The sequence below is a fragment of the Enterobacter cloacae complex sp. ECL414 genome (assembly GCF_021869685.1).
Lineage (GTDB): Bacteria > Pseudomonadota > Gammaproteobacteria > Enterobacterales > Enterobacteriaceae > Enterobacter > Enterobacter kobei.
This window is the reverse complement of sequence record NZ_CP091481.1, coordinates 4,321,020-4,335,460: the sequence shown is the minus strand read 5'-3', so window position 1 is coordinate 4,335,460 and position 14,441 is coordinate 4,321,020. Positions and strand designations below refer to the sequence as shown.

The following is a 14,441-nucleotide window of genomic DNA, read 5'->3' as shown; positions in this document are numbered from 1 at the left end:
CGTTTGTAAAAATCGTGGAGAAAAGTCGGTTTCAGGATGAATTAATGGAGAAATTATGGAGACACAACAGGGCGTTTCTACTTAATGTAAATCACCGCATTTTTAACACTGCAATTCAATAATGTCTAATTTATTGTTTATATTAAAAATAAAAAAGGCACCACAGGGTGCCTTTCATGGGGGCGTTACTCTTTATGGCGGGTAAACCGTCGCCGGACAACCACAAAGAAAACGGGAACGAAGAAAATCGCCAGCAGCGTCGCGGAAAGCATGCCTCCCATAACGCCCGTACCGACAGCATTTTGCGCACCGCTCCCGGCTCCGGTACTGATTACCAGCGGCATGACGCCAAGGATAAAGGCCAGGGAGGTCATCAGGATTGGTCGAAGGCGCATCCTTGATGCTTCCAGGGTGGCTTCAATAATCCCTTTACCTTCTTTATCCATCAGGTCCTTAGCAAATTCGACAATCAGGATGGCGTTTTTCGCCGACAGGCCAATTGTCGTCAGCAGGCCGACCTGGAAATAGACGTCATTGTTCAATCCGCGCAGCGACGCGGCGAGCAGAGCACCGATAACACCCAGCGGCACAACCAGCATCACGGAGAATGGGATGGACCAGCTCTCATACAGGGCCGCCAGACACAGGAACACCACGATCAGTGAAATGGCATACAGTGCGGGCGCCTGGTTACCGGAAAGGCGTTCCTGATAAGACATGCCTGTCCAGTCATAGCCAATCCCAGCGGGCAGTTTTGAAGCAAGGCTTTCCATCAATACCATCGCTTCGCCGGTACTTTTACCCGGTGCGGATTCCCCGAGGATCTCCATTGAAGGCATCCCGTTGAAGCGTTCCAGGCGAGGTGAGCCATAAACCCAGTGAGAGTAGCTAAAGGCGGAGAAGGGAACCATCTCTCCGTTCGCGCTGCGCACGTAGAGGTTATTAATGTCTCCCGGCAGCATGCGGAAACGGGCATCTGCCTGCACGTAAACTTTTTTCACGCGTCCGTGGTCGATAAAGTCGTTTACATAGGTGCCACCCAACGCTGTCGAGATAGTCTGGTTGACGTCGGAAAGGCTGACGCCCAATGCCTGCGCTTTTTCCTGGTCGACATCCAGCTTGAACTGAGGCGTATCTTCCAGTCCGTTTGGACGCACGCGCACCAGCAGGTCAGGGTGCTCTTTCACCATTCCGAGCAGTTGATTACGCGCCTGCGTCAGCTGGGTATGTCCCAGGTTAGCCTGATCGATAAGTTCAAAGTCAAATCCCGTTGCAGTTCCAAGCTCAATAATCGCAGGCAGGTTAAACGGGAAGACAAGGCCGTCTTTAATCTGGCTGAACGCTTTCGTCGCGCGACCCACGATTGCTTCAACGCTATTTTTCTCTCCCGGGCGTTCCTCCCAGGGCTTCAGGCTGATAAAGGCAATACCGGAGTTCTGACCCTGGCCGCTAAAGCTAAAGCCGTTAACGGTGAAGACGGATTCAACGTTCGCCTTCTCTTTGTCCAGATAGTAGTCCTGAACCTGATCGAGGACTGCCTGAGTACGCGTCTGGGTCGCCCCCGCCGGAAGTTGAACCATCGTCATAAATACCCCCTGGTCCTCTTCGGGCAGGAAGGAGGTCGGTAAGCGCAGGAACAACACCGCCATGCCACCAACAATAATGACGTACACCACCAGATAGCGACCGGTCTTACGCAAAATACCGCTCACGCTGTTGCTGTAGTGCTCCACGCTCTTATCAAAGAGCGCATTAAACCAGCCAAAGAAGCCACCTTTCTTCTCGTGGTGGTCGCCTAAGACGGGCTTAAGCAACGTTGCGCAGAGAGCGGGGGTCAGGATCAGTGCGACCAGCACGGATAGCGCCATCGCAGAAACGATAGTTAACGAGAACTGGCGATAGATGGCCCCAGTCGAGCCACCAAAAAAGGCCATCGGAACAAAGACCGCCGAGAGGACCATGGCGATCCCCACCAGCGCGCCCTGAATCTGCTCCATCGACTTCTGCGTGGCCTCTTTCGGCGGCAGTTTATCTTCCACCATCACGCGCTCAACGTTCTCGACAACCACGATGGCGTCATCAACCAGTAGCCCTATCGCCAGCACCATCCCAAACATCGTCAGGGTATTGATGGAGAAACCGAACGCAGCCAGCACGGCGAAGGTCCCCAGCAGAACAACCGGCACGGCGATCGTTGGGATCAGCGTTGCCCGCAGGTTTTGCAGGAACAGATACATGACCAGGAAGACCAGAATGATCGCCTCAAACAGGGTCTTCACCACTTCATGAATCGAGATTTTCACAAAAGGCGTGGTGTCGTAGGGGTAGACGACCTTCAGTCCCTGCGGGAAGAACTGTTGCAGTTGTGCCAGCTTGCTCTTGATGGCTGCCGCCGTATCCAGCGCGTTTGCACCAGTAGCGAGCTTAATCCCCAGACCGGTTGCCGCCTGCCCGTTGATTTTGGTCACCATATTGTAGTTTTCGCCACCCAACTCAATGCGAGCCACATCCTTCAGATGAACCATTGAGCCGTCCTGGTTCACTTTGAGCGTGACGCGACCAAACTCTTCCGGTGATTTCAGGCGAGTTTGCGCGATGATGGAGGCATTCAGCTGCTGTCCAGGGACTGATGGTGTTCCACCCAACTGGCCTGCCGCTATCTGGTCGTTCTGCGTTTTTAACTGATTGATAATATCCAGCGGCGTCAGTTGGTATTTGTTCATCGCGTTACTGTCGAGCCAGATGCGCATCGCATACTGGGCACCAAACAGCTGAACGTCGCCGACACCCGATGTTCGGCTGATGGCATCCTTGACGTTCGAAGCGACGTAGTCGGAGATATCATCCTGAGTAAGGCTTTTATTGTCCGAAACAAAACCGGCGACCAAAAGGAAGCTGCTGCTGGACTTCTCAACGCCAATCCCTTGCTGCTGAACTTCTTGCGGCAGCAGCGGCATGGCCAGCTGCAACTTGTTCTGCACCTGCACCTGGGCGATGTCCGGGTCTGTTCCCGACTCGAAGGTCAGGGTGATGGTGACATTACCCGCTGAATCGCTGGTGGAGGACATATACATCAGGTTATCGATACCGTTCATGTTCTGTTCGATAACCTGGGTCACGGTATCCTGTACCGTCTGGGCATCTGCGCCGGGGTAGGTTGCGGAAATCGCAACGGCTGGCGGGGCAATCGTTGGATACTGGGCAACGGGCAGTTTGAGAATAGCCAGCCCGCCTGCAATCATCAAAATGATGGCAAGTACCCAGGCGAAAACCGGCCGCTGTATAAAGAAATTAGCCATGTCGTCGTTCCTTAACTGGCGGGCGCTGTGGTGGTATCTGGGGTGGCGACGACGGTGGCACCTGGCCTGGCTTTTTGTAATCCGCTGACAATCACGCGGTCACCGTTTTTCAGCCCTTCCGTCACCAGCCAGCGATCACCAATGGCCTGAGGCGCAACGACGGTGCGTGGCTCAACCTGGTTTTTATCGTTAACCACCATGACGGTTGCATCACCTCGCGGCGTACGGGTCAGACCCTGCTGGGGAATCAGAATTGCATTCGGCTGTGTGCCTTCATCAATGCGGGCGCGAACGAACATCCCGGGTAACAGAAGGTGTTGAGGGTTAGGGAAAATGGCGCGCAAGGTAATCGAACCGGTGCTTTCATCCACCGTGACGTCTGAGAACTGCAAAGTACCTTTCAGCGGATAAGGCTGACCATTTTCCATCAGCAGTTCAACGCTGCTGGCCGTGTCGCCTTTTTGCAGGCTTGTCTGTTTCAGGCGCATAAATTCATTGCTGGACTGGGTGACGTCGACGTAAATCGGATCAAGCTGCTGGACTGTTGCCAGTGCAGAGGCCTGCCCGTTCGTGACGAGAGCACCTTCTGTCACGCTGGATTTGCCGATGCGCCCATCGACGGGAGACGTCACTTTGGTATAGGCAAGGTTAATACGTGCACTTTCGACGCCGGCTTTGGCGGCGATAACACTGGCATCGGCCTGTTGGGCTGTTGCCACGGCCTGGTCATACTCCTGCTTGCTGACATACTGGGTGCCTACCAGCGGGAGATAACGTTTTACTGTCAGATGCGCAATATTGGCCGCCGCCTGGGCCTTCGCCAGCTCACCTTTCGCGCTATCGTAAGCCGCCTGATAGGTCGCAGGATCAATCTGGTAAAGCGAATCTCCTGCTTTTACATCGCTACCTTCCGTGAAGTTACGACGCAGGATGATACCGCTAACCTGTGGACGAACCTCCGCCACGCGGAATGCATCCGTTCTGCCCGGGAGTTCAGTGGTGACCGCCAGCGGCGCGCTTTTCACGATATGCACGCTGACCTGAGGTGCCTGGGGATGTTGTTGTTGGTTTTCCTGGCCATCGCATCCAGAGAGCAGTACAGCGCAGACAATGAAACCGGATAAGGGCAAACGTCTGAAATGATTCGTCATTACTGTTCCTTTAAATACCCATTAACCGAGATTTGCCGTAGAACGGTCGTTGGGGCAGAGGGATAAAAAAATAAAATGTAGCTGCGTATAATAATGAGGATATTTAATGTTTTTTAATTTATAAGTGCGAATGACGAGGCGTGAAGGAAAAATCAGAATGGGGCCCGGAGAAGATATGAATATACTCCCCTCCAGGCTAACCAGATAAAGAGGGTTTAATGCCTTAAAATATTCACATCATGAATTAAATATTGATTATGCATTTGTATAAATTATGAGTTAAGGGATTTGACTTTTTTTGTGCAAAATGAAAACGGGTTTTAGGGAATAATTCCAGCCATCCGAACCCGAGGTTACGTATAAACCCAGTGAGTAACGAGTAGCTGCCTATGGCGCGTAAAAAGAAAGAAGAGGCTCAACAGACCCGACAGCAGTTGATTGAGGCGGCTATCGGGCAGTTTGCGACGCGTGGCGTGGCCAGCACGACGCTGACGGATATCGCGGATGCCGCAAAGGTTACGCGCGGTGCCATCTACTGGCACTTTACCAGTAAAGCAGAGATATTTAATGCCATCTGGGAACAGCAATTACCGCTGCGTGACATTATTTGCGACAGGCTTTCTCTTTCCGAAAATGATGACCCGTTGTTAATGCTTCGTGAGCAATTTATTACTGCGCTACAGTATATCGCGCATGAACCCCGGCAATGCGCGCTTTTACAAATTCTGTATCATAAATGTGAGTTTCATAGCGATATGATTTCAGAAGATGAAATCCGTAAACGCATTGGCTTTAATTATGATTCTTTACGTATTACGCTGGAAAAATGTATTTCTCAGAGAATCGTTGCGGCGCAGATGAATGTTGAACTGACCATGATTGTATTGCATGGCTTTTTTAGCGGAATCATTAAAAACTGGTTAATGAATACCGACAGTTTTAATCTCTATCAACAGGCACCCGCGCTGGTCGACAGTATTCTGGCGACACTCCCTGTCTTGCGCGTGTCGCCTCAGGATGACTACAGCTCAGCGCCAGGCAACATTTCACCTCGCGCACAAAGCGCCTCTATGGTCTGCGCGCTGGCTGGTTTGCCTAACAGATAACCCTGAAGGGTGTTACAACCCAGCTCTGTTAAAAAGGTTTGCTGGGCTTCGGTTTCCACACCTTCAGCCACGACTTTCAGGTTAAGTGTTTTTGCGAGAGCCACAATCGCCGAGACAATGGTGGCATCCTCGCTTTCCCCGCTTAACTCTTTTACAAATGCTCTGTCGATCTTCAGTTCACAGGCCGGTAAGCGCTTGAGATACAGCAGGCTTGAATACCCGGTTCCAAAGTCATCAATGGACGCTTTCACGCCTGCATTCGTCAATTCTGTCAGCACCCGTACGCTCTCATCCGGGTTGCTCATTGCCGTCGTTTCCGTAACTTCCAGGATCAGCATTTCCGGCGGTACCTGATGGCGCTCCAGGCAGTCGAGAACCGTTTTAACCAGTGATGGTTGTTCAAACTGCAATGTCGACAGGTTTACAGCCATTGACCAGTCTTGATGTCCCTGAAGATGCCATTCTCTCAGCTGGCGGCAGGCTTCATTGATCACCCAGTTACCAATAGGGATGATAAGCCCCGTCTTTTCCGCCAGTGGCAGGAAAAGATCCGGCGTCAGTAGTCCCTGCTTAGGATGTTGCCAGCGCAACAGTGCCTCAAACCCGAGGAGAGGTCCTGCGGGCGCGTGAAATTTTGGCTGATACAACAGGCGCAGCTCATTGCGTTCGATGGCCATCCACAAATCGTTCATTAACTGAAGATGGGTCTGCGCCAGGGTGTTCATGGAAGGCTGGAAAAAGTGATAACCGTTTCGGCCCATATGCTTGGTGTGGTACATCGCCGCGTCGGCGTTAAACATCAACTCGCGTTCGGTTTTGCCGTCGTGAGGATAAAAAGCGATACCAATGCTGAGGGTCACCATCAGTTCATACGGGTCGAGGTTGAACGGGCTATCGATCGCGCGTACCAGCGAATTTGCCAGCGAGGCCGCATCGTCCGGGCCTTCGCCCTCAGCCAGCAGAACAAACTCATCACCGCCGATACGTGCAAGAGTGAACTGGCCCTTCAGAAGCAGCAGCAGACGCTGCGTAACGGCGACCAGCAGTTTGTCACCGACATCATGACCATAGGCGTCATTGATGGCTTTAAAGCCGTCGAGATCCATAAACATCAGCGCAAAATGGGTTCCTTCACGATCGGCTTTACTGATCGCCTGATCGAGTCGGTCTTCCAGCAGGATGCGGTTGGGCAGGCGCGTTAGCGTATCCTGCAGCGCCAGTTGAGCAAGTTCCCGGTTCGCTTCTGCAAGCGATGAGGCCAGTAGGGCAGTACGTGCCTGAAGACGGGCATCCAGCATCGACACCAGCAGGGTGATCCCAAGAATAGAGAGCGCGACGACGCTGACCAGCATGGCGAGCCAGCTGCTGTTAATACCAACATGGTGCGTCATCGTCGACATTGGAAACTGCGCGGCTCTCATCCCGGCGTAGTGCATACCGGCAATGGCAATGCCCATTGTGATGGCGGCACCCAGACGCATCAGCACGACCTGAGCCGCTTCGTGACGCAGGCGGAAGGTCAGCCACAATGCAGCAAGCGAAGCGGCAAGGGCAATGACGACTGAAATGGCCACCCACAACGTGTCCCAGACGATACCGGGCCTCACTTCCAGCGCGGCCATACCGGTGTAATGCATGGCGATAATACCGCTTCCCATCACCAGCGCGCCGGGTAGCAGACGGCGCAAGCGCAGTTGTTCACAGCTGACGAGCCAGAGTGCAAACAGTGAAGAACCCACGGCAATGACCATGGATAAAATGGTCAGGCTTACGTTGTAACTCATGCTCATGGAGAGGTCCATCGCCAGCATGCCGATAAAGTGCATGGCCCACACGCCAATGCCCATCGCAATACCGCCGCCAGCCAACCAGACGCGGGCGGCGACGCCCTGACTTCCGGCGACGCGTGCCGCCATATTCAGTGCGGTATACGACGCGAGGATGGCCACAACGAAGGAGAGAACTACAAGGATAAGGTTGTATTGGCTAACCAGCATGGTCGGTTCTACTCGTGTCTGACGTTAAGCAGGAGAGGTTGAGAAGGGCGAGACATTATCACCGTAAGGTAACGGCTCAAAGGGTTTTAAATCCCCGTTTTTAGTGGGTAATTCGGGGGCAGTGACGTCAGGGCGTTAATCGAGTTCTGAGCAGTTCACTAATTTGAGCGGGTTCACGGAGTTCATATTGCGGCACTTGTCGGTTTCAGTGCTCATCAGTTCAATCCACTGCATCAAAAGGGCATCGAAGAGGAAAACGGAGATTGCAAAGACAACCAGCCACCAGTATTTACGAATCATTGTGTCAGTCCGCGAGAAGAGAACCACTGAAGTGGTGGAAATATACACGAAAAGTTGCGGTTTAAAAGCGGGATACGCGAGGGTTTACAAAGTGTTGACGATAGCATTGGCAGGCAATAAAAAAGGCGCATCCCCATGCCGAGTAGCGCCTTTTTAAACAAGCATTTCGCTAATCGAAATTAGTTCATGCCGTATTTTCAAAACCTACGTTTTTTACCGTTCGGCTATGTTTGCTAATGCTCGCCTATCATTCTGATACTAAACAATAAAATTGATTTCCCGGTTTGTCTTTGTTCATTGCCGTTCATAGAGTAACATTGAGATGTGCAGTCAGTGGTGCAGTCAGTCTCCAATATGAACTAAGGTTTTCTATGGCTGGTGGAACGAACAAATTAAGCGACACGTCGCTTCGTAAAATGCTGGGAAGAGAAAGCCCCGGAGACAGCTTCTATGCTGATGGCGATGGGCTAAGTGTGAAGGTGTCCAGATCGGGCGTATTGACCTGGTATTTCACTTTCCGCATAGGTGGCCGGGAATCAAAATCTCAGCGTATAAAGCTGGGTAATTATCCAGACCTTTCACTTAAAGCAGCTCGTGAGAAACGAGAGCAGTGTCGCGCATGGCTCGCAGAAGGAAAGAATCCAAAGCACCAGTTGAGCGTTACGACTCAGGAAACGTTAAAGCCAGTGACGGTCAGGGATGCCCTTGAATACTGGATCAGGGAATATGCCACCCATAACCGCGCTAATGTTGAAAAGCACATTGAGCAGCTCAATAAGCATATCTTTCCTTATATAGGTACTTATCCGCTTTCTATGTGTGAAACTCGCCACTGGCTGGAATGTTTCGCCAGGGTAAGGAACGAAGCGCCTGTAGCGGCTGGCTATCTTTTGCAGATGTGTAAGCAAGCACTCAAGTTCTGCCGGGTTCATCGGTATGCGGTGAGTAACGTCCTGGACGATCTGACCATTGACGATGTTGGACGTAAACAGAATAAGCGGGACAGGGAGCATAGCCGGCAAGAGCTTGCTGATATATGGCGAGAATGCTCAGGCCTGAAATTTAAGCCCTACTACTCAGCTCTATTACGTCTGCTGGTGGTGTTTGGCTGCCGAACTCAGGAGCTGAGATTATCTCGCGTAACCGAATGGGATCTAAATGATTGGGTTTGGACAGTACCTAAAGAGCACAGCAAAGGTGGTGAGAAAATACTACGGCCTATTCCCGTAGATATCCGCCCATTTATCAAACAGCTTTTAGAGGAGCACCAAAGCACAGGGCTATTGCTGGGAGAGATAAAGAAACCGGAAGCTGTCAGTCAGTGGGGAAGGATGTTGTATAAGCGTCTGGGCCACTCTGAACCGTGGACGCTTCACGATTTACGCCGTACATTTTCCACGACTCTGAACAACATGGGAATTGCTCCGCATGTTGTTGAGCAGCTTCTGGGCCATGCGCTGGGCGGTGTCATGTCCGTATATAACCGCAGTCAGTATTTACCTGAAAAGCTGGATGCACTGAATAAATGGATGCAGAGATTAGAGGTTATTACCTCTGATATCTCAAATGTTACTATCCTTGAGGTCGCAAGATGACAAAAAAAATTAACAGTAAAAGAGACTTACCAAAGTCATTCAGCCTGGAAAAATATGATGACCTTGAAAATATGTCTGATAAGGATTTGTTTCGTCAGCTTTATTGGCGATGCGATGATTTAACAATAAAAAATACAGACTGCCCTGACTATGGTTTGCAATATGGTGCTAAATACCAGCTTAACAATAATTTTGGTGATCCATTCGGGGAGCTCAAAGCAGAAGAATGGTTTCTTGAAAAGCAAAAGGAATACGAATACAAGACTCAGCCTGATTTGCTAAAATTAAGTTACGGCGATGGCATAAAACCATTAATGAGATTTGAGTTGGCATTTTTAAATAAAATCAATGCTGATAAAGGTCACTGGAAAGGAAAGCCAATAGTAGTTGACGATGATTTGGTGGGGGATTTGTTTACAGCAGATAACGGTATGTTTTGGGCTGTCATGCGCGAGCCAGTAAACTTACTTTCTGATGTTGTGGAAAACGTGATGATTACTGTTGACTTAAACAACAGAGATGATCTTTTGATTGAAGCATTCACGAACCTCCTCCCAAAATGGCGCGAAGAACTCGGAATACCTGAACCAGATAAGCCAGTCTCAGGGGACTGGGAGAGCGTCAGACGTAAGATAATTGACTACAGAATAATTCCACTTATTGATTTGATGTCATGGGAAAGCGCTACCGACAGCAAAATATCTCTTGGCGTACTCGCAGTATCCCTGTTCCCGGATGGAGAAAAGGAGTCCTTTGCCATAGCTCAAACGGTAAAACCTTTCTTGGATAAAATCATAAGAAGTGATTCTTTAGATAAAATCAGGAAAGAATTATCTTGATATAAGTGAATAAATGTAAATCCTTTAGAGGAATATAATTTTTTTCTCACCGTCGCGGTGATAATTTTGTTGAATAAGAATGCTCTCGAACCTTAGCGAACGAGAGCATTTTTTTATGAACAATATTAAACAATCCCAGCAGCCAGCAGAAAGAGTTATCCGTGAGGCTGAGTGCCGACAGCTCACCGGTATTTGTCGAACCACACGATACATGATGGAAAAAGAGGGGAACTTTCCCGCCCGCCGCAAGCTGGGAGGTCGTGCCGTTGGTTGGCTTCTGTCTGAGGTCACAGCATGGCAGCAGAGCCGCAGCAAAGCAGCGTGAGGGGTGGGGAATGTCACATAAAACAAAAGCGGCCATGCAGGGCCGCCAATGTCACTACCAAAAACTTAAGCAAAGTCAGGATACCAGGGTTAATGCTGGTGGTCAAAGCCTGAGCGCTCCTGTGATTACAGGAACTGCGCCATTGGCGCGGTTCGGGGGTATATCCAAATCTGGACACTCTCGCCAAGGGTATACGAACCTTTCCGCACACCTACAAACTACCCATAAATTGGGCTGTTTAGGGTGTACGGCATTGGCGCATACCCCATTTCCCCAAATCTGGGGAGATCTGGATCAGCGTGCAGGGTCTACTGCAATGCAGCATACCCCGGAGATATCCCGTAATTTCGACCGTTACCCAGATATTGGGTATCACTGTTTTTTAGTGACCGCTGAGCAATTCTTTTATCCGCCTGAGCCGGTGAAGAAAGGTATCTGGTTTCGAGTAGTCTTTATAACCAAATTCGCCCTGTTCTATATGGTTTTCATCGTCATTAGAAGCAAAGATTTTATAGGCGATTGGATCGGTATCCCATGCTTTGTCCGTTCTGACAATGAAGGGGGAGAGTTCTTCTTTAAATTTTTCGATAGCCTGTTCTCTGGTAAGGCGATTCTTGGTCATTACTCAGGATCCCCATTGGCTGATTGCTTGCTCTGTTTACGTAGGCGGCGTTTGATCTCGCCTTGCATGGCAGAGTTTATAAATTGCCCTGTACTTTCGCCGGGAGTTTTCACCGACTCCATTCCTTCAATGATTTCGTGTGCGATGCGAGCTGTTACTGATTGTGATTTCGCATTCTTTGAACCGGTTGCCATGTCTACATTCTCCAAAGTTGAGTGTAAGACACTATACACTAAAAATTATTACTTGGAAGCATTGACGTGTAAGACACTTGCGGGCTATTGTGTGTCTTACACCTTGTTTGAGTTAAGGTGCGTAAATAGCGAAGCCCGGCAGTGCGCTAACACTAACCGGGCCTCTGACCACAATGTTATCGGAGCTAACAATATGGCTGACTTACAGCATACCCAAACTCGCCCGGAATTTACATGGAGATTTCTCTCCGCTTCTGAGCGCTACCCTAACGCCAAACCATTGGTGATCTACCTCAACGCATCCAGCGAACAGGAGGCCCGCGACAGTATGCCGGGTGTAAACCTCATTTTCGCTGCACGTCTCCCATTCCATGCCTTTCAGGCTATGGAGGTACGCCATGCGTGAATTAACCAATAAAAGTGCGTCAATAGCCTGTGAACTGGCTGCGTTGTTGATGGTTGTCGAAGAGTGCGACGTTGATCAGGTTGAGCGTGAAAACCTTATCAGCCTGGCTAGACGAGTATCGGATCAGTTGGCGGCAAGCATGGTCGAGCAGAATTCAACGGGGGCGCTTAATGGATAACTTTTACACCTACCGCAGCAAAAAAGATTTGCTGTTACTGGCGCAAGAGGTTGCCGCGCTTCTGTCATGTGCTGCTTACCTTGCGACTATCAGGGGCGAGAAAGAACGTATCCATGTAATGAGTTTAACGCACATTGCTCAACGTCTTTCTGACGAATTGGCAAACTCACTGGATATTTCTACTTTTTCAGACCCTGAAGCTGAGGAGGCAAAACCATGATCAGCAATGTGAAGTTTAACGAGCTGGCTAACCGCGTTGATCTGATGGTTGAAAAGATTTTGCACCTTGAGGCACAGGTTAAGTCACTCACCGATAGTCAGGGTGGTGAAATCCCTCCGGGTATGACGCCAGTAGCAACACTGGCCGCTGAATACGGTATCTCAACCAAAAAGGCTGAGGAGTTGGCGAAAAACACAGGGGTGATGCTGGTTAAGCTGAAATCTGGCGGGTTCGTTGCGCCTGATGAAAAGTTCAGGGAAGCGGCGCGGCTGGTGTTGCGCAGTGCTAAGCGCAAATATGGCTCTGCATACTGGTTCCATCCTCTGATCGGCAAATTCCAGATGAGCGGAGGCATACCAAAATGACGGTACAACTGACAGCTGTAGAAACTGTATCTGATGCTCTGTTCACCTGTTCTTACCTGTGGGCGCATGGCAAGCAGTACAGTCGCAGCGATTTGGATAAAGCCCTCCACCAGCATAAGGACCCCACTACCCGTTACGGAAAGCTGGTGGCTCGCCTCAACCAGATAGCAGCAATGCCGTATGAGGAGCTTTGTGATGCCGGGTATCTCGACACGGACCGCAAACAAATGATTACCGCGCGGCGTTCTGTGCTGGTGGAAGAGATAGGCGAAGGGGAAATGAACGCCATGCTATCTGACGTGCAGCGCATTCACCGCGTCTTCCCTGATGCTGGAGCAAAGTTCAGGACAAAGCTGCCTCTCTCTCGCGGTTCTGAGGGCTTTGATATCCGTCAGGACTATATCCTTAAACACTTTCTGCCAGCGCAATCACTGTGCAGCATTTACGGTCCCAGCGGTTCGTATAAGAGTTTTCTCGCTGTATCGTGGGCCTGTCACATTGCTGCGGGTCTGCCATGGGCTGGGAAGAAGGTCACTTCCGGCGCGGTGCTGTATGTGGTTGGTGAGGGGGGCGTAGGCGTTCCCCGGCGTATAAAGGCTTGGGAGCAGGTGCACGGCATACAGGCGGACAACCTCTGGCTGGTCAATCGTCCGGTGTTTCCTGTGCGCGAGTCAGAGGTAACGGAAGTGCTTCTGGCTGCCAGGCAGATTGAAGCTGAATGTGGTGTGCCGGTTCGCATGGTGGTGATCGATACGCTGGCCCGTTGTTTTGGCGGTAACGACGAGAACGATGCTCGTGATATGGGGGCATTTATTGAAGGGTGTGACGTTATCAAACAGAAAACGGGTGCAACGGTGCTGGTAGTTCACCACTCCGGCAAAGATGAAGGGAAAGGCGCTCGCGGTTCCAGTGCTTTCCGCGCTGCGCTTGATACTGAATTTAACGTTAAGCGTGAAGGGGATGGAAAGGCGCTTATTCTGACCTGTACCAAGATGAAAGACGCGGAGGAGCCAGAGCGTAAAGCGTATGACCTGAGAACGGCAGAACTTTACACCGATGAAGATGGTGAGCTTGTTTGCTCTCTGGTTGTGCACGATCAGCCGAGAGAGGCTAAAGAGGTTGAGCCTGAACTGGCCAATGTCTCCCGTCTTAGCGATAACCACCATGCACTATGGCAGGCAGTACGCAGCCGCACAGCTAAGGGGGAGCCATGCACTATCTCCGTCATTAAAGACGATCTACGTGCAACGCTGGGTGCAGACAAAGTGAGAAAGTCATTCCCGCGCTGGCTGGACAAGCTGGAGAGTGAGCAAATCATTCGCATCGAGGGTGAGAACCTTTACCCAGTAACAGTCGAGTAAATGCGGCGGTAAGTGCGGCACGTGCGGCATTTAGTATGTTTTATGACCAAATGCCGCACTTAGTCCCTGTATACACGCGCTAAGTGCGGCATTTCACTGAAACCCCCGTCATTACTGGGTTTGCGTAATTTTTTGAGAAAACTGGTGCGGCGCTAAGTGCGGCATTGCTAAACGCGGCACTAAATGCGGCAAGTTAGACAAACGAGGAGAATGTATGCCTATTACGGTTCAGGAAATAAAAGAGTATTACGATCAGTTTGGGCTTCATGACCTGAGCTCAATGCCTACCTCCGACTACCGTCAGGCTCTATCAAATGGCGGTCTGTTGTGGATAGACCATCATGATTTTATTCGTAGCACTTTATCAGATGAAATTCTTGCAACAAACAGAGAGCAGGTTGATGCTTTGATTGAACATCTGCGGGCTTTTCGAGAAAGAATGCCAACACCTCCTAAATGGATGAGTGATAAATGATTTATTTG

Annotated in this window: 16 protein-coding genes; 10 read left to right on the top strand and 6 right to left on the bottom strand. The window is 50.5% G+C overall.

Annotated elements, in window-relative coordinates; genetic code table 11:
• Positions 1-185: 185 nt before the first annotated feature.
• Together L3068_RS20865 and L3068_RS20860 are read right to left on the bottom strand one after the other, a co-directional pair.
• Complete coding sequence (locus L3068_RS20865) at positions 186-3,299, bottom strand: efflux RND transporter permease subunit (RefSeq protein WP_117582364.1); 3,114 nt, start codon at positions 3,297-3,299, stop codon at positions 186-188.
• An 11-nt stretch (positions 3,300-3,310) separates the two neighbouring features.
• Positions 3,311-4,450 (bottom strand): efflux RND transporter periplasmic adaptor subunit, encoded by a 1,140-nt coding sequence (locus L3068_RS20860; RefSeq protein ID WP_014885449.1) that lies wholly within the window; start codon positions 4,448-4,450, stop codon positions 3,311-3,313.
• 389 nt (positions 4,451-4,839) lie between these two features.
• On the opposite strand from L3068_RS20860, the gene envR reads away from it, so the two are divergent.
• Entirely contained in the window at positions 4,840-5,556 is a 717-nt protein-coding gene (gene envR / locus L3068_RS20855) for an acrEF/envCD operon transcriptional regulator (protein WP_032635392.1), read from the top strand.
• Here the strand turns inward: envR and L3068_RS20850 are convergent.
• Both L3068_RS20850 and L3068_RS20845 read right to left on the bottom strand, forming a co-directional pair.
• A complete protein-coding gene (locus L3068_RS20850; RefSeq protein WP_045268630.1) occupies positions 5,472-7,553 on the bottom strand; it encodes a putative bifunctional diguanylate cyclase/phosphodiesterase in 2,082 nt (693 codons plus the stop codon). The two genes, envR and L3068_RS20850, sit on opposite strands and share 85 nt — an antisense overlap.
• 135 nt (positions 7,554-7,688) lie before the next feature.
• Positions 7,689-7,853 carry a DUF2556 family protein gene (locus tag L3068_RS20845; protein WP_014885446.1) on the bottom strand — a complete coding sequence of 55 codons (165 nt, stop codon included), beginning with the start codon at positions 7,851-7,853 and terminating at the stop codon, positions 7,689-7,691.
• Between the two features lie 371 nt (positions 7,854-8,224).
• On the opposite strand from L3068_RS20845, the gene L3068_RS20840 reads away from it, so the two are divergent.
• From L3068_RS20840 to L3068_RS20830, 3 genes are all read left to right on the top strand, one after another.
• Entirely contained in the window at positions 8,225-9,448 is a 1,224-nt protein-coding gene (locus L3068_RS20840) for a tyrosine-type recombinase/integrase (protein ID WP_023304532.1), read from the top strand.
• Positions 9,445-10,287: a DUF6387 family protein gene (locus tag L3068_RS20835; RefSeq protein ID WP_236904768.1), complete on the top strand. Its 843-nt coding sequence runs from the start codon at positions 9,445-9,447 to the stop codon at positions 10,285-10,287. The genes L3068_RS20840 and L3068_RS20835 overlap by 4 nt, the downstream gene beginning before the upstream one ends.
• Positions 10,288-10,402: 115 nt before the next feature.
• Positions 10,403-10,612, top strand: coding sequence for a helix-turn-helix transcriptional regulator (locus tag L3068_RS20830; RefSeq protein ID WP_032668248.1), 210 nt, complete (start codon positions 10,403-10,405; stop codon positions 10,610-10,612).
• A gap of 382 nt (positions 10,613-10,994) precedes the next feature.
• Here L3068_RS20830 and L3068_RS20825 read toward each other — a convergent pair whose 3' ends face one another.
• Positions 10,995-11,234 (bottom strand): hypothetical protein, encoded by a 240-nt coding sequence (locus L3068_RS20825; protein WP_071882735.1) that lies wholly within the window; start codon positions 11,232-11,234, stop codon positions 10,995-10,997.
• Complete coding sequence (locus L3068_RS20820; RefSeq protein ID WP_023304530.1) at positions 11,234-11,428, bottom strand: YlcI/YnfO family protein; 195 nt, start codon at positions 11,426-11,428, stop codon at positions 11,234-11,236. Before L3068_RS20820 ends, L3068_RS20825 begins: the two co-directional genes overlap by 1 nt.
• Here L3068_RS20820 and L3068_RS25350 point away from each other — a divergent pair.
• The 6 genes from L3068_RS25350 (at position 11,364) to L3068_RS20790 (ending at position 14,433) form a co-directional block, all read left to right on the top strand.
• On the top strand, positions 11,364-11,834 hold the full coding sequence (locus L3068_RS25350) for a host cell division inhibitor Icd-like protein (RefSeq protein ID WP_308417539.1): 471 nt from the start codon (positions 11,364-11,366) through the stop codon (positions 11,832-11,834). The genes L3068_RS20820 and L3068_RS25350 overlap by 65 nt on opposite strands.
• Complete coding sequence (locus L3068_RS20810) at positions 11,827-12,012, top strand: hypothetical protein (protein WP_023304528.1); 186 nt, start codon at positions 11,827-11,829, stop codon at positions 12,010-12,012. The genes L3068_RS25350 and L3068_RS20810 overlap by 8 nt, the downstream gene beginning before the upstream one ends.
• Positions 12,005-12,232 (top strand): hypothetical protein, encoded by a 228-nt coding sequence (locus L3068_RS20805; RefSeq protein WP_023304527.1) that lies wholly within the window; start codon positions 12,005-12,007, stop codon positions 12,230-12,232. The genes L3068_RS20810 and L3068_RS20805 overlap by 8 nt, the downstream gene beginning before the upstream one ends.
• Positions 12,229-12,597, top strand: coding sequence for a hypothetical protein (locus L3068_RS20800; protein ID WP_023304526.1), 369 nt, complete (start codon positions 12,229-12,231; stop codon positions 12,595-12,597). The genes L3068_RS20805 and L3068_RS20800 overlap by 4 nt, the downstream gene beginning before the upstream one ends.
• Positions 12,594-13,958 (top strand): helicase RepA family protein, encoded by a 1,365-nt coding sequence (locus L3068_RS20795; protein ID WP_023304525.1) that lies wholly within the window; start codon positions 12,594-12,596, stop codon positions 13,956-13,958. Before L3068_RS20800 ends, L3068_RS20795 begins: the two co-directional genes overlap by 4 nt.
• Positions 13,959-14,172: 214 nt before the next feature.
• A complete protein-coding gene (locus tag L3068_RS20790) occupies positions 14,173-14,433 on the top strand; it encodes a hypothetical protein (RefSeq protein WP_023304524.1) in 261 nt (86 codons plus the stop codon).
• The last annotated feature ends 8 nt before the right edge of the window (positions 14,434-14,441 follow it).

Coding starts and splice junctions, on each gene's coding strand:
- L3068_RS20865 (WP_117582364.1), bottom strand. CDS start 3,299: ATGGCTAATTTCTTTATACAGCGGCCGGTTTTCGCCTGGGTACTTGCC.
- L3068_RS20860 (WP_014885449.1), bottom strand. CDS start 4,450: ATGACGAATCATTTCAGACGTTTGCCCTTATCCGGTTTCATTGTCTGC.
- envR (WP_032635392.1), top strand. CDS start 4,840: ATGGCGCGTAAAAAGAAAGAAGAGGCTCAACAGACCCGACAGCAGTTG.
- L3068_RS20850 (WP_045268630.1), bottom strand. CDS start 7,553: ATGCTGGTTAGCCAATACAACCTTATCCTTGTAGTTCTCTCCTTCGTT.
- L3068_RS20845 (WP_014885446.1), bottom strand. CDS start 7,853: ATGATTCGTAAATACTGGTGGCTGGTTGTCTTTGCAATCTCCGTTTTC.
- L3068_RS20840 (WP_023304532.1), top strand. CDS start 8,225: ATGGCTGGTGGAACGAACAAATTAAGCGACACGTCGCTTCGTAAAATG.
- L3068_RS20835 (WP_236904768.1), top strand. CDS start 9,445: ATGACAAAAAAAATTAACAGTAAAAGAGACTTACCAAAGTCATTCAGC.
- L3068_RS20830 (WP_032668248.1), top strand. CDS start 10,403: ATGAACAATATTAAACAATCCCAGCAGCCAGCAGAAAGAGTTATCCGT.
- L3068_RS20825 (WP_071882735.1), bottom strand. CDS start 11,234: ATGACCAAGAATCGCCTTACCAGAGAACAGGCTATCGAAAAATTTAAA.
- L3068_RS25350 (WP_308417539.1), top strand. CDS start 11,364: ATGATTTCGTGTGCGATGCGAGCTGTTACTGATTGTGATTTCGCATTC.
- L3068_RS20820 (WP_023304530.1), bottom strand. CDS start 11,428: ATGGCAACCGGTTCAAAGAATGCGAAATCACAATCAGTAACAGCTCGC.
- L3068_RS20810 (WP_023304528.1), top strand. CDS start 11,827: ATGCGTGAATTAACCAATAAAAGTGCGTCAATAGCCTGTGAACTGGCT.
- L3068_RS20805 (WP_023304527.1), top strand. CDS start 12,005: ATGGATAACTTTTACACCTACCGCAGCAAAAAAGATTTGCTGTTACTG.
- L3068_RS20800 (WP_023304526.1), top strand. CDS start 12,229: ATGATCAGCAATGTGAAGTTTAACGAGCTGGCTAACCGCGTTGATCTG.
- L3068_RS20795 (WP_023304525.1), top strand. CDS start 12,594: ATGACGGTACAACTGACAGCTGTAGAAACTGTATCTGATGCTCTGTTC.
- L3068_RS20790 (WP_023304524.1), top strand. CDS start 14,173: ATGCCTATTACGGTTCAGGAAATAAAAGAGTATTACGATCAGTTTGGG.